Raw genomic sequence first — 15,638 nt, forward strand, 5'->3', positions numbered from 1 at the left:
CAAAACCAGACAGGCAATCCCCACCAACATAAAATCCTGGTGGTCGACGATGACATTCGATTGCGCGATCTGCTGCGACGATATCTGACGGAGCAAGGCTTCCAGGTGGTCACGGCGGAGAACGCTCAGGCGATGAACAAGTTGTGGATCCGCGAACGTTACGACTTGCTGGTGCTTGACCTGATGCTGCCGGGCGAAGACGGCCTGGCAATCTGCCGCCGCTTGCGCGGCGCCGGCGACCAGACCCCGATCATCATGCTGACCGCCAAAGGCGAAGACGTGGATCGCATCGTCGGGCTCGAAATGGGCGCCGACGATTACCTGCCGAAACCATTCAACCCACGCGAACTGGTAGCGCGCATCGGTGCGGTGCTGCGCCGCAAAGGACCGGATGAATTGCCGGGCGCGCCATCGGAGACGCCGCAGTCCTTCGAGTTCGGCGAATTCATACTCGATCTCGGCACGCGCACGCTGAAAAAGAACGGCGAATCGATCCCACTCACCACCGGTGAATTTTCAGTGCTCAAGGTATTTGCACGGCACGCTCGGCAACCGCTGTCCCGTGAAAAACTGATGGAGCTGGCGCGTGGCCGCGAGTATGAAGTATTCGACCGCAGCCTGGACGTTCAGATTTCGCGCCTACGCAAGCTGATCGAACCGGATCCAGCCAGCCCGCTCTACATACAAACCGTATGGGGACTCGGCTACGTATTCATTCCCGAAGGCCAGCCGCGTTGATGCTGGTTTGCGCAGCATTGCCGCCAAACAACTTTTGCGCCATACAGCCGCATGGCAACGGCTAACCGGTTGGCCTGGCTGAAAAGCGGTCTGCTGTGGCGGACCTTTTTCATGCTCGCCTTTCTGATCACCGTCAGCATGGTGACCTGGGTTGCCAGCTTCAGGATCGTCGAACGCGGCCCGCGCGCGCAGCAAATCGCAGCGCAGATCATCTCCATCGTCACCATCACCCGGGCCGCCCTCACCCATTCGGCGCCGGATTTGCGCAGCGAGCTATTGTTCGACCTGGCCAGCAATGAAGGGATCCGGATTTACCCGCTGGAAGATAGCGACCAGATCGATCCGCCGCCCGACAACTCCTTGATGCCCGATCTGGAAAGAGAAGTCCGGGCGCGCCTCGGCAACCAGACCAGATTTTCATCCAAGGTCAATGATATCGGCGGCTTCTGGATCAGCTTCAAAATCGATAGCGACGAATACTGGTTGATGCTGGACAGTGAGCGGGTTGAGCGCACCTCCGGCATTCAATGGCTGCAATGGGCCAGCGTTGCGCTGGTGTTGTCATTGCTGGGAGCCATGTTTATTTCGACCCTGATCAACCAGCCGCTATCGCGCCTCACCGCGGCCACCCGCGCGGTAGCCAAAGGTTTGCAACCTGAACCCTTGCCCGAAACCGGACCGACCGAGATCGAGGAAGCCAATCGCAGCTTCAACCAGATGGTGAGCGATTTGCAGCGCATCGAGTCCGATCGCGCAATTATCCTGGCTGGCATTTCGCACGATTTGCGCACCCCGCTGGCGCGCATGCTGCTCGAAGTCGAGATGGCCAATTTATCCGATGATGCGCGCAACGGCATGCAATCCGACCTGGCGCAGATGGACGGCATCATCGGCCAGTTCCTGCACTACGCGAAACCGACGGATATCAACAGCTTCGAGATAATCAACCTCAGCGAACTGATCGACAATGTGGTGCAAACCGCCTTGCGCCAGACCGATATCCGGATTCACACCAGCATCGCGCCAGACCTCCATGTCTCCTGCAACGAAACCGAGCTCAGGCGCGTGTTGAATAATCTGATAGAAAATTCTCGCCGCTACGGAAAAAAAGAAGGAGACGACTGCGCCCAGGTCTACATCAGTTGCCATGCCCGCCAGGACAAGGTCGTCGTGAATATTGCCGATCACGGCCCGGGCGTGCCGGACAGCGAGATAGATCGCCTGCTGCGGCCGTTCACCCGGCTCGATGTCGCGCGCGGACAAGCCAACGGTTCCGGCCTGGGGCTGGCTATCGTCAGCCGGATTGTCAAACAGCACGGCGGCAAGCTGCGGGTCAGCAACCGTGAAGGCGGCGGCCTGGCAATCCAGATCGAAATGCAGTTAAAAGCCTAGTGCATGTCGATGTCGATTAGAGCGGAAACAACAAAGCCACGGCCTCCGCTGCGATGCCCTCTTCCCGGCCCAGATAACCCAGTTTTTCATTGGTTTTGGCCTTCACATTGACCTGATTGGCGGCAACCCCGCAATCGGCGGCAATCTGCGCCACCATCTGTGGAATATGCGGCGCCATTTTCGGCGCTTGCGCGATGATGGTCGAATCGATATTACCGACAGCGTAGCCGGCAACACCTATCAGCCGTACCGCTTCGCGCAACAGTTTGCGTGAATCGGCGCCGGCAAATTGTGCGTCGGTATCGGAGAAATGGCGGCCGATGTCGCCCAGAGCGGCAGCGCCGAACAGGGCGTCGATAATTGCGTGCAACAGAACATCGGCGTCGGAATGTCCCAGCAAACCGGTTTTGTGCGGAATCGTCACGCCGCCGATAATCAATGGCCGGTCAGCCTGCAAGGCGTGGCAATCGTAGCCTTGGCCGATACGAAACCGAGGCTGCTGGCTAAGGGGTTGGCTCATACAATTTCCTTTGAATCCAGTGCGAATAATTTCAAAATTCTTCCTTTAAAAACATCTCTGCCAACGCCACGTCGTGCGGCAGAGTCACCTTGAAATTGCGCGGACTGCCCTCGACCAGGCGCGGCTGCAAGCCTAGCAATTCGACCGCGCCGGCTTCGTCGGTAACTGCATTGGCCTGCGACATCGCCTGCAACAGCAGGCTGTAGCGAAACATCTGCGGCGTCTGCGCTGCCCACAGCGCGGTGCGCGGCACGGTCTGCGCCACGCGCGCTCGCTGATCGCCGCGCTTCAGGGTATCAACCACTGGCAACGCCAGCAAACCGCCCACCGGATCATCTTGCAGCGTCTCAATCAAATGTTCTATCAAGCCGCCGGTCAAACCGGGCCGGGCAGCGTCATGCACCAGCATCCAGTCGTCATCGCCGACCAGCGGCCGAATTGCCTGCAAGCCATTCAGCACCGATTCCTGACGGCTGGCGCCGCCATCAAATAACAGACTGACCCGTCCCTGCAAATGCGGCGCAGCTGCCATCAGCTCGCCTATGTAGCCGTCGTCGGGGCTGACCACGACGAAAACATGGCTGATCACGCTTGCCGCGGCAAAGGTCGTCAAGACATGCGTCAACATCGGCTGTCCGGCCAATGGCATATATTGCTTAGGAATGTCCGCGCCTAAACGAGCGCCGATACCGGCGGCGGGAATCAGCGCAAAATAGCGTGAGGAATTCATGCGCAATGGACTCGCTGGAGATTCTGAGGAAATGACATGAATACGGTACTTAAAAAGCTTGGGGCACAGACGCTTGGGACAATAGCCGCGTGACCAGATGCCTGGTCAAGCATGCCCTGAGTCGTGAGAATCAGCATTTATGCCCGTGGTTTATAATGCGGCTCTGAATTTTAACTGTCAAATCAGGCGTATTGCGGCTTTTTTTGAGCAGACCAGCGACACACATACACGCTTGCATCGTCGATGCATCATCGATTGCATTATGTTAACAGGCCCTAATGTCCTTTGATCTAGAAAAATTGCTGCCCAAGCCGGCCGCCCGTTTTGTGTTGCCGGCCTTGCACGGCTCGGCCGATGCATTTGCCTTGGCGCAGGCCGCGCTGGCGCTCAAGTCGCAACAACGGATGCTGGTGGTGATAGTCGCCGACGCTACCGACGGCCAACGGCTGCGCAGTGAAATCCCCTGGTTTCAAACTGCCAGCGACAGCGGCCAGCCCAACGGTCTGCGCTGCCACTTGCTGCCGGACTGGGAAACCCTGCCCTACGATGCCTTCTCGCCGCACCAGGACCTGGTATCCGAGCGGCTGGCGACCTTGTATGAAGTCCAGAGCGGCCAATGCGACGTGCTGCTGGTGCCCTCCACCACCGCCCTGGTCAAAATGGCGCCGCCGTCCTTCCTGGCCGCTTACACCTTCTTTTTCAAACAGGGCGAGACGCTCGATGAAGCGCGTCTGAAGTCGCAGCTGACGCTGGCCGGCTACAGCCACGTCAACCAGGTCATGTCGCCGGGCGAGTATTCCGTGCGCGGCGGCTTGATCGATATCTTCCCGATGGGCTCGGTCCTGCCGTACCGGCTGGATTTGTTCGGCGACGCCATCGAAACCATACGCACCTTCGACGCCGACACCCAGCGCTCGCTCTACCCGGTCAAGGAAGTACGGCTGCTGCCGGGCCGCGAATTTCCGATGGACGAAGCGGCGCGCTCGGCATTCCGCAGCCGCTGGCGCGAAGTGTTCGAAGGCGATCCGTCGCGCTCGGCGATTTACAAGGACATCGGCAACGGCATCGCCTCGGCCGGCATCGAATACTATCTGCCGCTGTTTTTTGAAGAAACCGCGACCTTGTTCGAGTACCTGCCCGCGACCTCGACGTTTGCCCTGGTGGGCGATATCGACGGCGCTATCCAGCGCTTCTGGAGCGACACGCAGTCGCGCTACAAATTCCTCAAGGCGGATCGCGAGCGCCCTTTGCTGGCGCCGGAATCCCTGTTTCTGACCGCCGAGATTTTTTTCAGCCTGGCCAAGCCCTACGGCCGCTGGGTGATCCAGCACAGCGACACCGCATCGGAGTTGTCGGCGCCGATTCCGAATATCGCCGTCAACCGCCGCATCGACGACCCGCTCACCAATCTGCGCGCCTATCTACTGCAAAGCGACCGCCGCGTGATGATCTGCGCCGAATCGAATGGCCGCCGCGAAACCTTGCAGCAGTATTTCAACGAATACGACTTGCCGCTGGCGCTGTGCGACGGTTATGCCGACTTCACCACCTCGACCAAAAAACTGATGCTGGGCGTGGCGCCCTTGCACGCCGGCTTTGAACTGCCGCAATGCATATTCATCACGGAAACCGAGCTATACGCCGGCTCCGGCCGCCGCATCGGCAAGAAAAAACAGGAAGGCGCAACCCAGGTCGAGTCCATGGTGCGCGACCTGTCCGAACTCAAGATCGGCGATCCGGTGGTGCACATCAACCACGGCATCGGCCGCTACATGGGCTTGCTCAGCATGGATCTGGGCGAAGGCGAAACCGAATTCCTGCATCTGGAATACGCCAAGGACACCAAGCTCTACGTGCCGGTATCGCAGCTGCATGTGATTTCGCGCTACTCCGGCGCCTCGCCGGAAGACGCACCGCTGCATGCGCTCGGTTCCGGGCAGTGGGAAAAAGCCAAGCGCAAAGCCGCGCAGCAGGTGCGCGATACCGCTGCGGAATTATTGAATCTGTATGCGCGGCGCGCCTTGCGCCAAGGCCATGCCTTTGAATATTCCGCCCACGATTACGAGGCATTCTCTGAAAGCTTCGGCTTTGAAGAAACCGTCGACCAGGCCGCCGCGATCAATGCAGTCATCAAAGACATGACCAGCGGCAAGCCGATGGACCGGCTGATTTGCGGCGACGTCGGCTTCGGCAAGACCGAGGTGGCGCTGCGCGCTGCCTTTGTCGCCGTCCTCGGCGGCAAGCAAGTCGCGATCCTGGCGCCGACCACCTTGCTGGCGGAACAGCACGCACAAACTTTCGCCGACCGCTTTGCCGATTGGCCGGTGAAGATTGCTGAATTGTCGCGCTTCCGCTCCGGCAAGGAAGTGACGCAAGCCATCAAGGGCATGGCCGACGGCACCCTGGATATCGTGATCGGCACGCATAAATTATTGTCCGACGATATTAAGTTCTCGCGCCTGGGACTGGTGATCATCGATGAAGAACATCGATTCGGCGTGCGCCAGAAAGAAGCGCTCAAGGCCTTGCGCGCCGAAGTGGATGTTTTGACCCTGACCGCAACGCCTATCCCACGTACCTTGGGGATGGCGTTGGAAGGCTTGCGGGAATTTTCCATCATCGCCACCGCACCGCAAAAGCGTCTGGCGATCAAGACTTTCGTGCGTAGCGAAGGCGAATCGACCATCCGCGAAGCCTGCCTGCGCGAATTGAAGCGCGGCGGCCAGGTCTACTTCCTGCACAACGAAGTGGAGACCATCCAGAACCGCAAGGCGATGCTGGAAACGCTGCTGCCAGAGGCGCGCATCGCCATCGCCCACGGCCAGATGCACGAACGCGATCTGGAAAAAGTGATGCGCGACTTTGTTGCCCAGCGCTTCAATATCCTGCTGTGCACCACGATTATCGAAACCGGCATCGATGTGCCGACTGCCAACACCATCATCATGCATCGCGCCGACAAATTCGGCCTGGCGCAATTGCATCAATTGCGTGGCCGGGTTGGCCGCTCGCATCACCAGGCTTACGCCTACCTGCTGGTGCATGACGTCCAGGGTCTGACCAAACTGGCGCAGCGCCGGCTGGATGCGATCCAGCAGATGGAAGAACTCGGCAGCGGCTTTTACCTGGCCATGCACGACCTGGAAATCCGCGGCGCCGGCGAGGTATTGGGCGAAAACCAATCCGGAGAAATGCTTGAGATCGGCTTCCAGTTGTATTCCGACATGCTCAACGAAGCGGTGCGCTCATTGAAGAATGGCAAGGAGCCCGATCTGGCGGCGCCGCTCTCGACCACCACCGAAATCAATTTGCATGTGCCAGCCTTGCTGCCCAACGATTATTGCGGCGACGTCCACGAAAGACTATCGATCTACAAGCGCCTGGCCAATTGCAATGCGCAAGACAAAATCGACGACCTGCAGGAAGAATTGATCGATCGCTTCGGCAAGCTGCCGGATCCCGCCAAAGCCTTGATCGAAACCCATCGCCTGCGGATTGCCGCCAAATCGATAGGCATCGTCAAGATCGACGCGCATACCGACGCCGCCTTGCTGCAATTCGTGCCGAATCCGCCGATCGACGCCATGCGCATCATCGAGCTGATTCAGAAAAATCGTCATATCAAACTGAATGGCCAAGACAAATTGCGCATCACCGCTGACATGCCCGACCTGGCCGCGCGCCTGACGCAGGTCAAGGCGACCATCAAAGCCTTGGCCGGATGACCTGGCCTCGTTGTTCCTTTTTTAAATTCTAGTAAAGCCACACAGACACATGAATCTGATCTTGCAAAGCCTGAGCGCAGAACGCAACGCCATTGACCGTATCGCCAGCCTGGCGGGCGTTGCCGCTGTCGATATCAGCAGCGCCGGCCGCCATGCATGGCGTTGCGACGACGTCGCCTATTCCGACAACCTGAAGACGCTGATCGACGCCGCCTGCTACGGCGCCCAGGTCGATTGCGCCTGGCTGCCGTCAGCGCCGAAACTGGGCGATTTCAAGTTACTGGCGATGGACATGGATTCGACCTTGATCACCATCGAATGCATCGACGAAATCGCCGACATGCAAGGCCTCAAGCCGGAAGTCGCGGCGATTACCGAAGCTGCCATGCGCGGCGAACTGGAGTTCAACGAAAGCCTGACCCGGCGCGTGGCCCTGCTCAAAGGTCTGGATGCATCGGCGTTGCAACGGGTGTTCGACGAACGGTTGCAATTGTCGCCGGGCGCGGAAAACATGCTGGCCGCGGTCAAGGCTGCCGGCATCAAGACCTTGCTGGTATCCGGCGGCTTTACCTTCTTTACCGACCGCATGAAAGCCACGCTGGGGCTGGATTACGCCCATTCCAACGTGCTTGAAATCGTCGACGGCAAGCTGACCGGCAAAGTGCTGGGCAGTATCGTCAACGCAGAGGAAAAGAAACTGACTGTCGAGCGCGTCTGCGCCGAGCTGGATATCGCTGCCAGTCAGGCGATTGTCATGGGCGATGGCGCCAATGACCTCAACATGATGAAGATCGCCGGCCTGTCGGTCGCCTTCCGCGCCAAGCCGGTAGTGCGCGCGCAAGCCAGCGTGGCCTTGAATTTTGTCGGATTGGATGGCATCTTGCCGATATTGGCGTAATTTCCGTTGAAATCAGCGCCTCCCCTTAATCTAAAGGACAGTCATGGCACAAGAACTGGTTTTCGATAGCAAACTGCACTCCGAGAAGAACCTTGCCTGGTGGCTCTACCTTTTTCACGGCGCCAGCCTGGTATTTTCTCTAGGGGCATTTTCCTGGATCCCGTTAATCATCAATTATGTCAAGCGCCAGGACGCGGCAGATACTTTTGTGTACAGCCACTACAATTGGCAGATTCGTTCATTCTGGTGGTATCTATTGTGGATGTTCGTCGGCGGCGCCCTGTTCCTGACGGTGATCGGGATCCCGCTGGCTTTCGCTGTATGGGGCATTGCCTGGCTATGGAAAGGCTATCGCCTGATCAAAGGCTTGGTAGACCTGAATGACAATAAGGCAATGCCTGCTTGATTTCAGCTATCGAAAAACAGGCTGCAGCAAACCACGGCACCGTCAGGATCATGTCCGACCAGGACATTCCTGCCGTCATGCAGATCCAGGCGGAATGCTATCCGCCGCTCATGCAGGAATCGGAAGCCGTATTCCGCGCCCGCCTTGCCCTGACCCCGGGCACTTGCTGGGTCTGGTCGCCGCATGGGCAAGAGCCGGCGGCCTATCTGTTCAGCTATCCGTCAAACAAAGATGTCGTCACGGCGCTGGACCGGCCGTTCAAGATTGCAGCTGCGCCGGATTGCTTGTATCTGCATGATCTGGCTGTCGCGCCCGGTGCACGCGGCCGGCAAGCGGCCAATGCTTTGGTCGCGGTTGCGCTGGAACACGCGCGTGCAGACGGTTTGCATTGGAGCGCGCTGGTATCGGTACAACAGTCGCGGGCATTCTGGAGCGCGCTGGGCTATGCGTCGATGGAAATGCAGCATTCTCCGGCCAAAGAAAATCTCGCCAGTTATCAAGTATCAGAAAATCAGGCAGCCGCGGTTTATATGTGTCAGCAATTATCTTAAACGACAGGCAAGAAAAACCGATCTACGTGGATCGGTTTTTTTCGTTCAAATCGTCGTAGCTTAGGCTACATCGCAGCGAAGGCTTGTTCGATATCGGCAATCAGATCCTGCGGATCTTCCAGACCGATATTGAAGCGCACCAGGATGCCCTGATCCTGCCAGTTTTTACGCATGCCCTGGATCCGGTAAGGAACGCAGAGGCTGTTTGCGCCGCCCCAGCTATAGCCGATCTTGAATAATTTCAAGCTATCGACAAAGCGGTCGGTTTGTTCTTCGCTATAACGCGCGTCGAACAATACCGAGAACAAGCCGCCGGCTCCGGTGAAGTCGCGCTGCCAGATTTCATGTCCCGGACAATCTGAAAAAGCCGGATGCAGTACCCGGCTGATCTCCGGCCGCTGCTTCAACCAGGCGGCGACTGTGCGCGCCGCTGCATCATGCGCTTCAAAGCGCAATTTCATGGTCGGCAGGCTACGCAACACAAGATAGGCATCATCCATGCCGACGCCGAAACCCAGGCGCATGTGCGCGGTCTGCAGCTTCTGGTTCAAGACCGGATCCCTGGTGATCACGGCGCCCATCAATATATCCGATCCGCCCGACTGATATTTGGTCAACGCCTGCATCACGATATCGATGCCGAGGTCGAAAGCACGCAGAGCCAAGCCGGCGGACCAGGTATTGTCTATCGCCACCAAAGCGCCTTTGGCATGTGCAGCGGCGCAGATGGCCGGAATATCCGGCACTTCCATCGACACCGAACCCGGTGCTTCGGTCCAGATCAGGCGCGTGTTCGGCTGGATCAATCCGGTAATGCCGGCGCCGATCAAGGGATCGTAGTAACGCGCCGAAATACCGAAGTCCCTGTCCAGCCAGTTACCTAATTCGCGATTCGGGTTATACACGTTGTCTGGCAGCAGCACATCGTCGCCGCTCTTCAGCAAGGCCAGATCGATCATCGTAATCGCAGCCAGGCCGCTAGGCGCCAGCAGGCAGTACCGGCCGCCTTCGATTTCAGCCAGCCGCGCCTCCAGCGTAAACGAGGTTGGCGTGCCATGCAGGCCGTAGGTATAGCCGCTCTTTTCCTGCCAGTCACGGGCGCGCATCGCTGCGACATTCTTGAACAACACCGTGGAAGCGTGGTGAATCGCTACCGGAAAGGCGTCAAAACCTGTCGGCGCGGTATATTCGCTGTGCATCAATGCGGTTTGAGAATTCTTTTTTTTGGGCATGTTCAATGGTGGCTATGAGTGGCTATGATTTATTTAACGGGCTTGGCAGCCTGCACGGTCAAAGCGAAGGGTTTGGTCACCGCGTCGTCTGTGGTCGACCAAGTGCCGCTGAAGACATTGCCGAGCAGTTTTCCAGCCCACTCCCCTGAGACATCCTTGCCATTGATGGATTCTTCCATGATGACATCGGTATTTTCCGATTCGCCAGCCAGCAGGATTTTGGCGGATTGGCCGGCAATCACGTAATGGCCTTGAATGCCTTCGGTCGGATCCGCTTTCAGTTGCAAATGCATCTCGATTTGCGCATCGCCCAGCGTGCCGCGCAAAATTAGCGGCTTAGCGAATAAGTTTTGCACCGTGGCCGCAGGTGCCGGGACAGCGGCAACATCAACGCTGTCCGCAAATACCGGAGTGGAAGCTAGACCAAACGCCAACGACAGCGCAACAGCAAACTTCCCTGCCATCATGCAGCAGCCCACAAATCATGCGCATCCGAAGCCGTGATGGTGACATCGACAAATTCGCCAACCACCAGTTTTTTGTGCGGCTCATACGGCGGCTTGACATAGACCACGCCATCGATTTCAGGCGCATCGGCGCTGGAACGGCCGATACCGCCATTGCGGTCGACTTCATCGATCAGCACGCGCATGGTCTTGCCGACCTTGGCTTGCAAGCGCTTCTTGGAAATCTCTTCCTGCAACTGCATCACGCGCCCACGACGCTCTTCGCGCAGCTCTTCCGGCACCGGATTATCCAGTGCATTGGCGGTCGCGCCTTCCACCGGCGAATAAGCAAAACAACCGAGGCGGTCGATTTCCGCCTCTTTCAGGAAATCCAGCAAGTATTCGAATTCGGCGTCGGTTTCGCCAGGAAAGCCGGCGATAAAGGTCGAACGAATGGTGAGATCCGGGCACATCGCACGCCAGGCTTGGATCCGTTCGATATTTTTTTCGCCGCTGGCCGGGCGCTTCATGCGCTTCAACACATCGGGATGGGCATGTTGCAGCGGCACGTCCAGGTATGGCAGCACCTTGCCTTCCGCCATCAGCGGAATGATCTGGTCGACGTGCGGGTAAGGATAAACATAGTGCAGACGCACCCAGGCACCGTATTGCGCAGCCAGTTCACCCAGCGCGGTGACCAGTTGCGTCATATGCGTCTTGACCGGCTTGCCGTTCCAGAAACCCATGCGGAACTTGACGTCGACGCCGTAAGCGCTGGTGTCTTGCGAAATCACCAGCAATTCTTTGACGCCAGCCTTGAACAGGTTCTCGGCTTCCAGCATGACGTCGGCAATCGGGCGCGACACCAGGTCGCCGCGCATCGATGGGATAATGCAAAAACTGCAACGATGATTGCAACCTTCCGAAATTTTCAGATAGGCGAAATGCTTAGGCGTCAGCTTGATGCCCTGCGGCGGCAGCAAATCGAGGAAGGGAGCATGCGGCTTGGGCAGGTGCTTATGCACCGCAAACATGACCTCGCCTACCGCGTGCGGACCGGTGACTTCCAACACCTTGGGGTGGATCTTCTGGATGATGTCGTCGCCGTCAGCATCCTTTTTGGCGCCAAGGCAACCGGTCACGATGACTTTGCCGTTTTCGCTCAGGGCTTCGCCGATGGCGTCCAGCGACTCTTGCACTGCGGCGTCGATGAACCCGCAAGTGTTGACGATGACCAGATCAGCCCCCTCATACGACTTGGCAGTTTCATAACCCTCCGCACGCAGCTGGGTCAGGATCTGTTCGGAATCGACTAGTGCCTTGGGGCAACCCAGGGAGACAAAACCGACTTTGGGCGCAGGCAGTGCAGTGGCGGCGGTGGCTGGTGCAGCAGGAATGACGTTGGACATGACAGGAGATGGGGTCAAAGCAAAGTCGCTATTGTACCCCTTCCTCCGCCATGGTTACCCCGTATGGTTTCTAAAAACCCGCTACGGGGCGTGTCTTGAATGATTATTTTTTTGTCTTGTCCGGCGGCGGCGGAGCAAACGGGAAAGTGCCGAACATGTTCTTGGTCTGGTTTTGCATCTGTTCCTGCATCTGGATGAACAAGCCCTTGCTCTGCTCGATATAGTTGCTCATCATGCCCTGCATCATCGGCCCCTGGACATTCATGAACTGCGTCCACATTTCCGGGCTGAAGGGCTTGCCTTCGTAAAAACCCTTGGAGTTTTCAGTCAGTTTGTTCTGGATATCGATGAAAGCCTGGATGTTTTTTTCCAGATAAGAACCCATCATCCCCTGCATCGCATGGCCGTAGTAGCGAATGATTTGCGACAGCGCCGCGCTGGAAAACATGGGGGTGCCGTTTGACTCTTCTTCCAGAATAATCTGCAGCAAGATGCTGCGCGTGAGATCGTCGTCGGTCTTGGCGTCCAGCACAACGAATTCCTCGTTGTCCAAGACCAGTTGCTTGACATCCGTCAGGGTAATGTATGAACTGGTTTGCGTATCGTACAGGCGACGATTCGGATACTTCTTGATCAAACGTTCAGACATTTTTTTTGTAGTAGTCATTTCTGTCCCAGGTTGCTGCGCCCATAACGCATTTTATATTTGCCGCTTTTTTGCCGCTTCGATTACCACTTTAGCAAGCCATGCTTGCAGCAGCACATCCTTATTATAGGCATGTGCAAAGGCAGTGCAGGGAGTTTTATTGCATTGCAATACAAACAAGTATTAGTGACAACCCGCGTGAACTGAAAACGAGTCACGAACAATCCACGCGGGAACCGGCATTAGCCCATGTGCAGGCCGCCGTTCAGCGAAAAGTCTGAGCCGGTCGCATAACCACCCTCTTCTGACACAATCCAGGAGATGATCGAGGCGATTTCTTCCGGTTCGCCCAAGCGTTTTACCGGGATCCCGGCAACGATTTTTTCCAGGACGTCGGGCCTGATCGAACGCACCATATCGGTACCGACATAACCGGGAGACACCGTGTTGACGGTAACGCCCTTGGTCGCAACTTCCTGCGCCAGCGCCATGGTAAAGCCGTGAATCCCGGCTTTGGCGGTCGAATAGTTGGTCTGGCCGAACTGGCCCTTCTGGCCGTTCACCGACGAAATATTGACGATCCGCCCCCAACCGCGATCCGCCATGCCGTCGATGACCTGCTTGGTGACGTTGAACAGTGAATTCAGATTGGTGTCGATGACGGCATCCCAGTCGGCTTTGGACATCTTGCGGAATTGGCCGTCACGCGTAATGCCGGCGTTATTGATCAGGACATCGACTTCACCGACTTCCGCCTTGACCTTGTCAAATGCCGCCTTGGTCGATTCCCAATCGGAGACATTGCCTTCCGAAGCATGGATGTCATATCCCTTGGCCCGCATATCGGCCAGCCATTTATCCTTGCGCGCCGAATTTGGTCCGCAACCGGCAACCACGGTAAAACCATCTGTGCAAAGACGAGTACAAATTGGGGTGCCGATGCCGCCCATTCCCCCGGTCACATAAACGATTCGCTTTGCCATCTTTTGTCTCCTTCAAAAAAACAATTCAAAAAATCCATGCGCTTATTGTTTGCTGCTTGCCCTACCGTCTTCTCGCACTTTAAAGTGTCTTATCTTGCTCTGCCCGAATTATTCAGCCCTGACTTTGACATACCGCCCCGGCGCCGGTTCAATGATGTCGTGCTTAGTATTTCCTAATTTGCGCGGCGCCGCCACTTGTTTTCCTGCATGCTCGGATAAAAATTCCGTCCATTCGGTCCACCAGCTGCCCGGATGCTCAACCGCTGCCGCCAGCCAGGTTTCGGCATCTACGGCGATTTGTTTGTTGGCGCCGTTCTTGGTCCCGTTCTTGGTCCCGTTGCTGGTCCAATAACTGCGCTTCTTTTTTGCCGGCGGATTAATCACGCCGGCGATGTGGCCGGAAGCGCCAAGCACAAAGCGATTCTGCTTCGGCTTTTTGGGATTCAGCAGGGAAACCGAGGCATAGGCCGAGGTCCAGGGCACAATGTGATCTTCGCGCGACGCATAAATAAAGGCCGGCGCATCGATCTTGCCTAGATCAATCTGTTGCCCGTCCACTGTCAGTTTACCGGCGTCTTTCAGCGAGTTATCCAGATACATATGCCGCAGGTAGTAGCAAAACATCGGGCCCGGCAAATTGGTGCTGTCGGCGTTCCAGTACAACAAATCAAACGCCGTCGGCTGCTCGCCCTTGAGGTAATTCGATTCAACATAATTCCAAAGCAGGTCATTTGGACGCAAACTGGAAAACGCCGAGCCGAATTCGCGCCCGGGCATCAAGCCGCCCTGGCCGATGGCCTGTTCCCGCATGCGTATCTGCATGTCGTCGATATAGACATCCAGAATGCCGGTGTCGCTGAAATCCAGGAAGGCCGTCAGCAAGGTCAGGCTGGCGATCGGGTTGACTTTGTCAGCCGCCAGCTTTGCCAGGGCGGTCGACAAAATCGTACCGCCGACGCAAAAGCCGAGCGCATTGATCTTGTCCTGGCCGGAGATATCCTGCACCACTTCGATCGCCCGGATAACGCCGTCGACAATGTACTGGTCCCAGGTCGTATGCGCCAATGATTCATCGGCATTGCGCCAGGAAACCAGGAATACGCTGTGCCCTTGCTCCAGCGCATAGCGCACCAGGGAGTTCTGCGGCTGTAAATCCAGGATGTAGAATTTGTTGATGCACGGCGGCACGATCAGCAGCGGCCGCTGGTACACCTTGGCGGTGAGCGGCTTGTATTGAATCAGCTGGAACAAGGCGTTTTCAAATACCACCGCACCTTCGGTGGTCGCCACATCCTTGCCGACCTCGAACGCTGACTCATCGGTCTGCGACACCCTGCCCTTATGCATGTCCGCAATCATCTGGGCGATGCCCTTGGTCAGGCTTTCGCCATTGGTTTCGACAATTTTCTGCTGGGCCACCGGGTTGGTCGCCAGAAAATTGGAAGGCGCCATGGCGTCTATCATCTGCTGCACTGTAAAACCGATTTTCCGCTTGATCTTTGGCGGCGCATCCAGCGCTTCGACCATCGCGCTCAGGAAACGGGCGTTCAATAAATACGCTGCGGCATTGAACGCATACACCGGATTACCTTGCCAGGCCGCAGCGCTGAAGCGGCGATCCGCGATGGCCGGGATCCGCGCTGCAAGCATGTCCTGCCACAAGGCCGACATCTGTTGCGTATATTCCATCTGCAGTTTTTCCAGCGCGGCCGGATCCAGCGAAATGCCGAGATCGCCAAGATCGCCGAAATTGCCAGCCCCTGCAGCGCCGTTCTGGTTTTGCGCAGACGAATTAAGCAAGCCCAGGAACATGTTGGGATCGGCTATATGGCTGAGTTGCTGGAGGAATTGCGGATTGAACGCTTGGCTGAATTGTTGCGAGAGTTGCGACAATGCGGCAGGATCGAAAGCGGAAAAATTAGGCGTATTCATGCTGTGACCGTTGTTTTGGCGTATTTTCGT

14 protein-coding genes are annotated in these 15,638 nt (G+C 57.1%); 6 read left to right on the forward strand and 8 right to left on the reverse strand.

Features of this window, described 5'->3' with window-relative positions:
- Positions 1-33 precede the first annotated feature (33 nt).
- Both ompR and KHU33_RS18550 read left to right on the forward strand, forming a co-directional pair.
- Entirely contained in the window at positions 34-738 is a 705-nt protein-coding gene (gene ompR, locus KHU33_RS18545; protein ID WP_211465666.1) for an osmolarity response regulator transcription factor OmpR, read from the forward strand.
- A gap of 51 nt (positions 739-789) precedes the next feature.
- Positions 790-2,130, forward strand: a complete 1,341-nt coding sequence (locus KHU33_RS18550; RefSeq protein WP_211465614.1) for a sensor histidine kinase — start codon at positions 790-792, stop codon at positions 2,128-2,130.
- A gap of 16 nt (positions 2,131-2,146) precedes the next feature.
- Here KHU33_RS18550 and ispF read toward each other — a convergent pair whose 3' ends face one another.
- Together ispF and ispD are read right to left on the reverse strand one after the other, a co-directional pair.
- Entirely contained in the window at positions 2,147-2,650 is a 504-nt protein-coding gene (ispF, locus tag KHU33_RS18555) for a 2-C-methyl-D-erythritol 2,4-cyclodiphosphate synthase (protein ID WP_211465616.1), read from the reverse strand.
- Positions 2,651-2,681: 31 nt separating this feature from the next.
- On the reverse strand, positions 2,682-3,380 hold the full coding sequence (gene ispD / locus KHU33_RS18560) for a 2-C-methyl-D-erythritol 4-phosphate cytidylyltransferase (RefSeq protein ID WP_211465618.1): 699 nt from the start codon (positions 3,378-3,380) through the stop codon (positions 2,682-2,684).
- Positions 3,381-3,658: 278 nt separating this feature from the next.
- On the opposite strand from ispD, the gene mfd reads away from it, so the two are divergent.
- From mfd to KHU33_RS18580, 4 genes are read left to right on the forward strand one after another with little or no spacing between them, the layout of a single operon-like run.
- Positions 3,659-7,105, forward strand: coding sequence for a transcription-repair coupling factor (mfd, locus tag KHU33_RS18565; protein ID WP_211465620.1), 3,447 nt, complete (start codon positions 3,659-3,661; stop codon positions 7,103-7,105).
- A gap of 49 nt (positions 7,106-7,154) precedes the next feature.
- Entirely contained in the window at positions 7,155-8,003 is an 849-nt protein-coding gene (serB, locus tag KHU33_RS18570) for a phosphoserine phosphatase SerB (protein WP_211465622.1), read from the forward strand.
- Between the two features lie 43 nt (positions 8,004-8,046).
- Entirely contained in the window at positions 8,047-8,409 is a 363-nt protein-coding gene (locus tag KHU33_RS18575) for a DUF4870 family protein (RefSeq protein WP_211465624.1), read from the forward strand.
- Positions 8,406-8,960 carry a GNAT family N-acetyltransferase gene (locus KHU33_RS18580; RefSeq protein WP_211465626.1) on the forward strand — a complete coding sequence of 185 codons (555 nt, stop codon included), beginning with the start codon at positions 8,406-8,408 and terminating at the stop codon, positions 8,958-8,960. The genes KHU33_RS18575 and KHU33_RS18580 overlap by 4 nt, the downstream gene beginning before the upstream one ends.
- Positions 8,961-9,025: 65 nt before the next feature.
- Here KHU33_RS18580 and KHU33_RS18585 read toward each other — a convergent pair whose 3' ends face one another.
- The 6 genes from KHU33_RS18585 to phaC all read right to left on the reverse strand — a co-directional run bounded on the left by KHU33_RS18585 (position 9,026) and on the right by phaC (position 15,608).
- Positions 9,026-10,192, reverse strand: a complete 1,167-nt coding sequence (locus KHU33_RS18585) for a cystathionine beta-lyase (protein WP_211465628.1) — start codon at positions 10,190-10,192, stop codon at positions 9,026-9,028.
- A 29-nt stretch (positions 10,193-10,221) separates the two neighbouring features.
- On the reverse strand, positions 10,222-10,659 hold the full coding sequence (locus tag KHU33_RS18590; RefSeq protein WP_211465630.1) for a hypothetical protein: 438 nt from the start codon (positions 10,657-10,659) through the stop codon (positions 10,222-10,224).
- On the reverse strand, positions 10,656-12,047 hold the full coding sequence (gene rimO, locus KHU33_RS18595) for a 30S ribosomal protein S12 methylthiotransferase RimO (RefSeq protein ID WP_211465632.1): 1,392 nt from the start codon (positions 12,045-12,047) through the stop codon (positions 10,656-10,658). The genes KHU33_RS18590 and rimO overlap by 4 nt, the downstream gene beginning before the upstream one ends.
- A gap of 103 nt (positions 12,048-12,150) precedes the next feature.
- A complete protein-coding gene (phaR, locus tag KHU33_RS18600) occupies positions 12,151-12,714 on the reverse strand; it encodes a polyhydroxyalkanoate synthesis repressor PhaR (RefSeq protein WP_211465634.1) in 564 nt (187 codons plus the stop codon).
- Positions 12,715-12,935: 221 nt separating this feature from the next.
- On the reverse strand, positions 12,936-13,676 hold the full coding sequence (locus KHU33_RS18605) for a 3-ketoacyl-ACP reductase (RefSeq protein ID WP_211465636.1): 741 nt from the start codon (positions 13,674-13,676) through the stop codon (positions 12,936-12,938).
- 108 nt (positions 13,677-13,784) lie between these two features.
- Entirely contained in the window at positions 13,785-15,608 is a 1,824-nt protein-coding gene (gene phaC / locus KHU33_RS18610) for a class I poly(R)-hydroxyalkanoic acid synthase (protein ID WP_211465638.1), read from the reverse strand.
- Positions 15,609-15,638 lie beyond the last annotated feature (30 nt).

The organism is Collimonas silvisoli, assembly GCF_018305005.1.
Lineage (GTDB): Bacteria > Pseudomonadota > Gammaproteobacteria > Burkholderiales > Burkholderiaceae_D > Collimonas > Collimonas silvisoli.

Excerpts from the sequence above, each read along its gene's own strand:
- KHU33_RS18550 (WP_211465614.1), top strand. The coding sequence starts at position 790 with ATGGCAACGGCTAACCGGTTGGCCTGGCTGAAAAGCGGTCTGCTGTGG.
- ispF (WP_211465616.1), bottom strand. The coding sequence starts at position 2,650 with ATGAGCCAACCCCTTAGCCAGCAGCCTCGGTTTCGTATCGGCCAAGGC.
- ispD (WP_211465618.1), bottom strand. The coding sequence starts at position 3,380 with ATGAATTCCTCACGCTATTTTGCGCTGATTCCCGCCGCCGGTATCGGC.
- mfd (WP_211465620.1), top strand. The coding sequence starts at position 3,659 with ATGTCCTTTGATCTAGAAAAATTGCTGCCCAAGCCGGCCGCCCGTTTT.
- serB (WP_211465622.1), top strand. The coding sequence starts at position 7,155 with ATGAATCTGATCTTGCAAAGCCTGAGCGCAGAACGCAACGCCATTGAC.
- KHU33_RS18575 (WP_211465624.1), top strand. The coding sequence starts at position 8,047 with ATGGCACAAGAACTGGTTTTCGATAGCAAACTGCACTCCGAGAAGAAC.
- KHU33_RS18585 (WP_211465628.1), bottom strand. The coding sequence starts at position 10,192 with ATGCCCAAAAAAAAGAATTCTCAAACCGCATTGATGCACAGCGAATAT.
- KHU33_RS18590 (WP_211465630.1), bottom strand. The coding sequence starts at position 10,659 with ATGATGGCAGGGAAGTTTGCTGTTGCGCTGTCGTTGGCGTTTGGTCTA.
- rimO (WP_211465632.1), bottom strand. The coding sequence starts at position 12,047 with ATGTCCAACGTCATTCCTGCTGCACCAGCCACCGCCGCCACTGCACTG.
- phaR (WP_211465634.1), bottom strand. The coding sequence starts at position 12,714 with ATGACTACTACAAAAAAAATGTCTGAACGTTTGATCAAGAAGTATCCG.
- KHU33_RS18605 (WP_211465636.1), bottom strand. The coding sequence starts at position 13,676 with ATGGCAAAGCGAATCGTTTATGTGACCGGGGGAATGGGCGGCATCGGC.
- phaC (WP_211465638.1), bottom strand. The coding sequence starts at position 15,608 with ATGAATACGCCTAATTTTTCCGCTTTCGATCCTGCCGCATTGTCGCAA.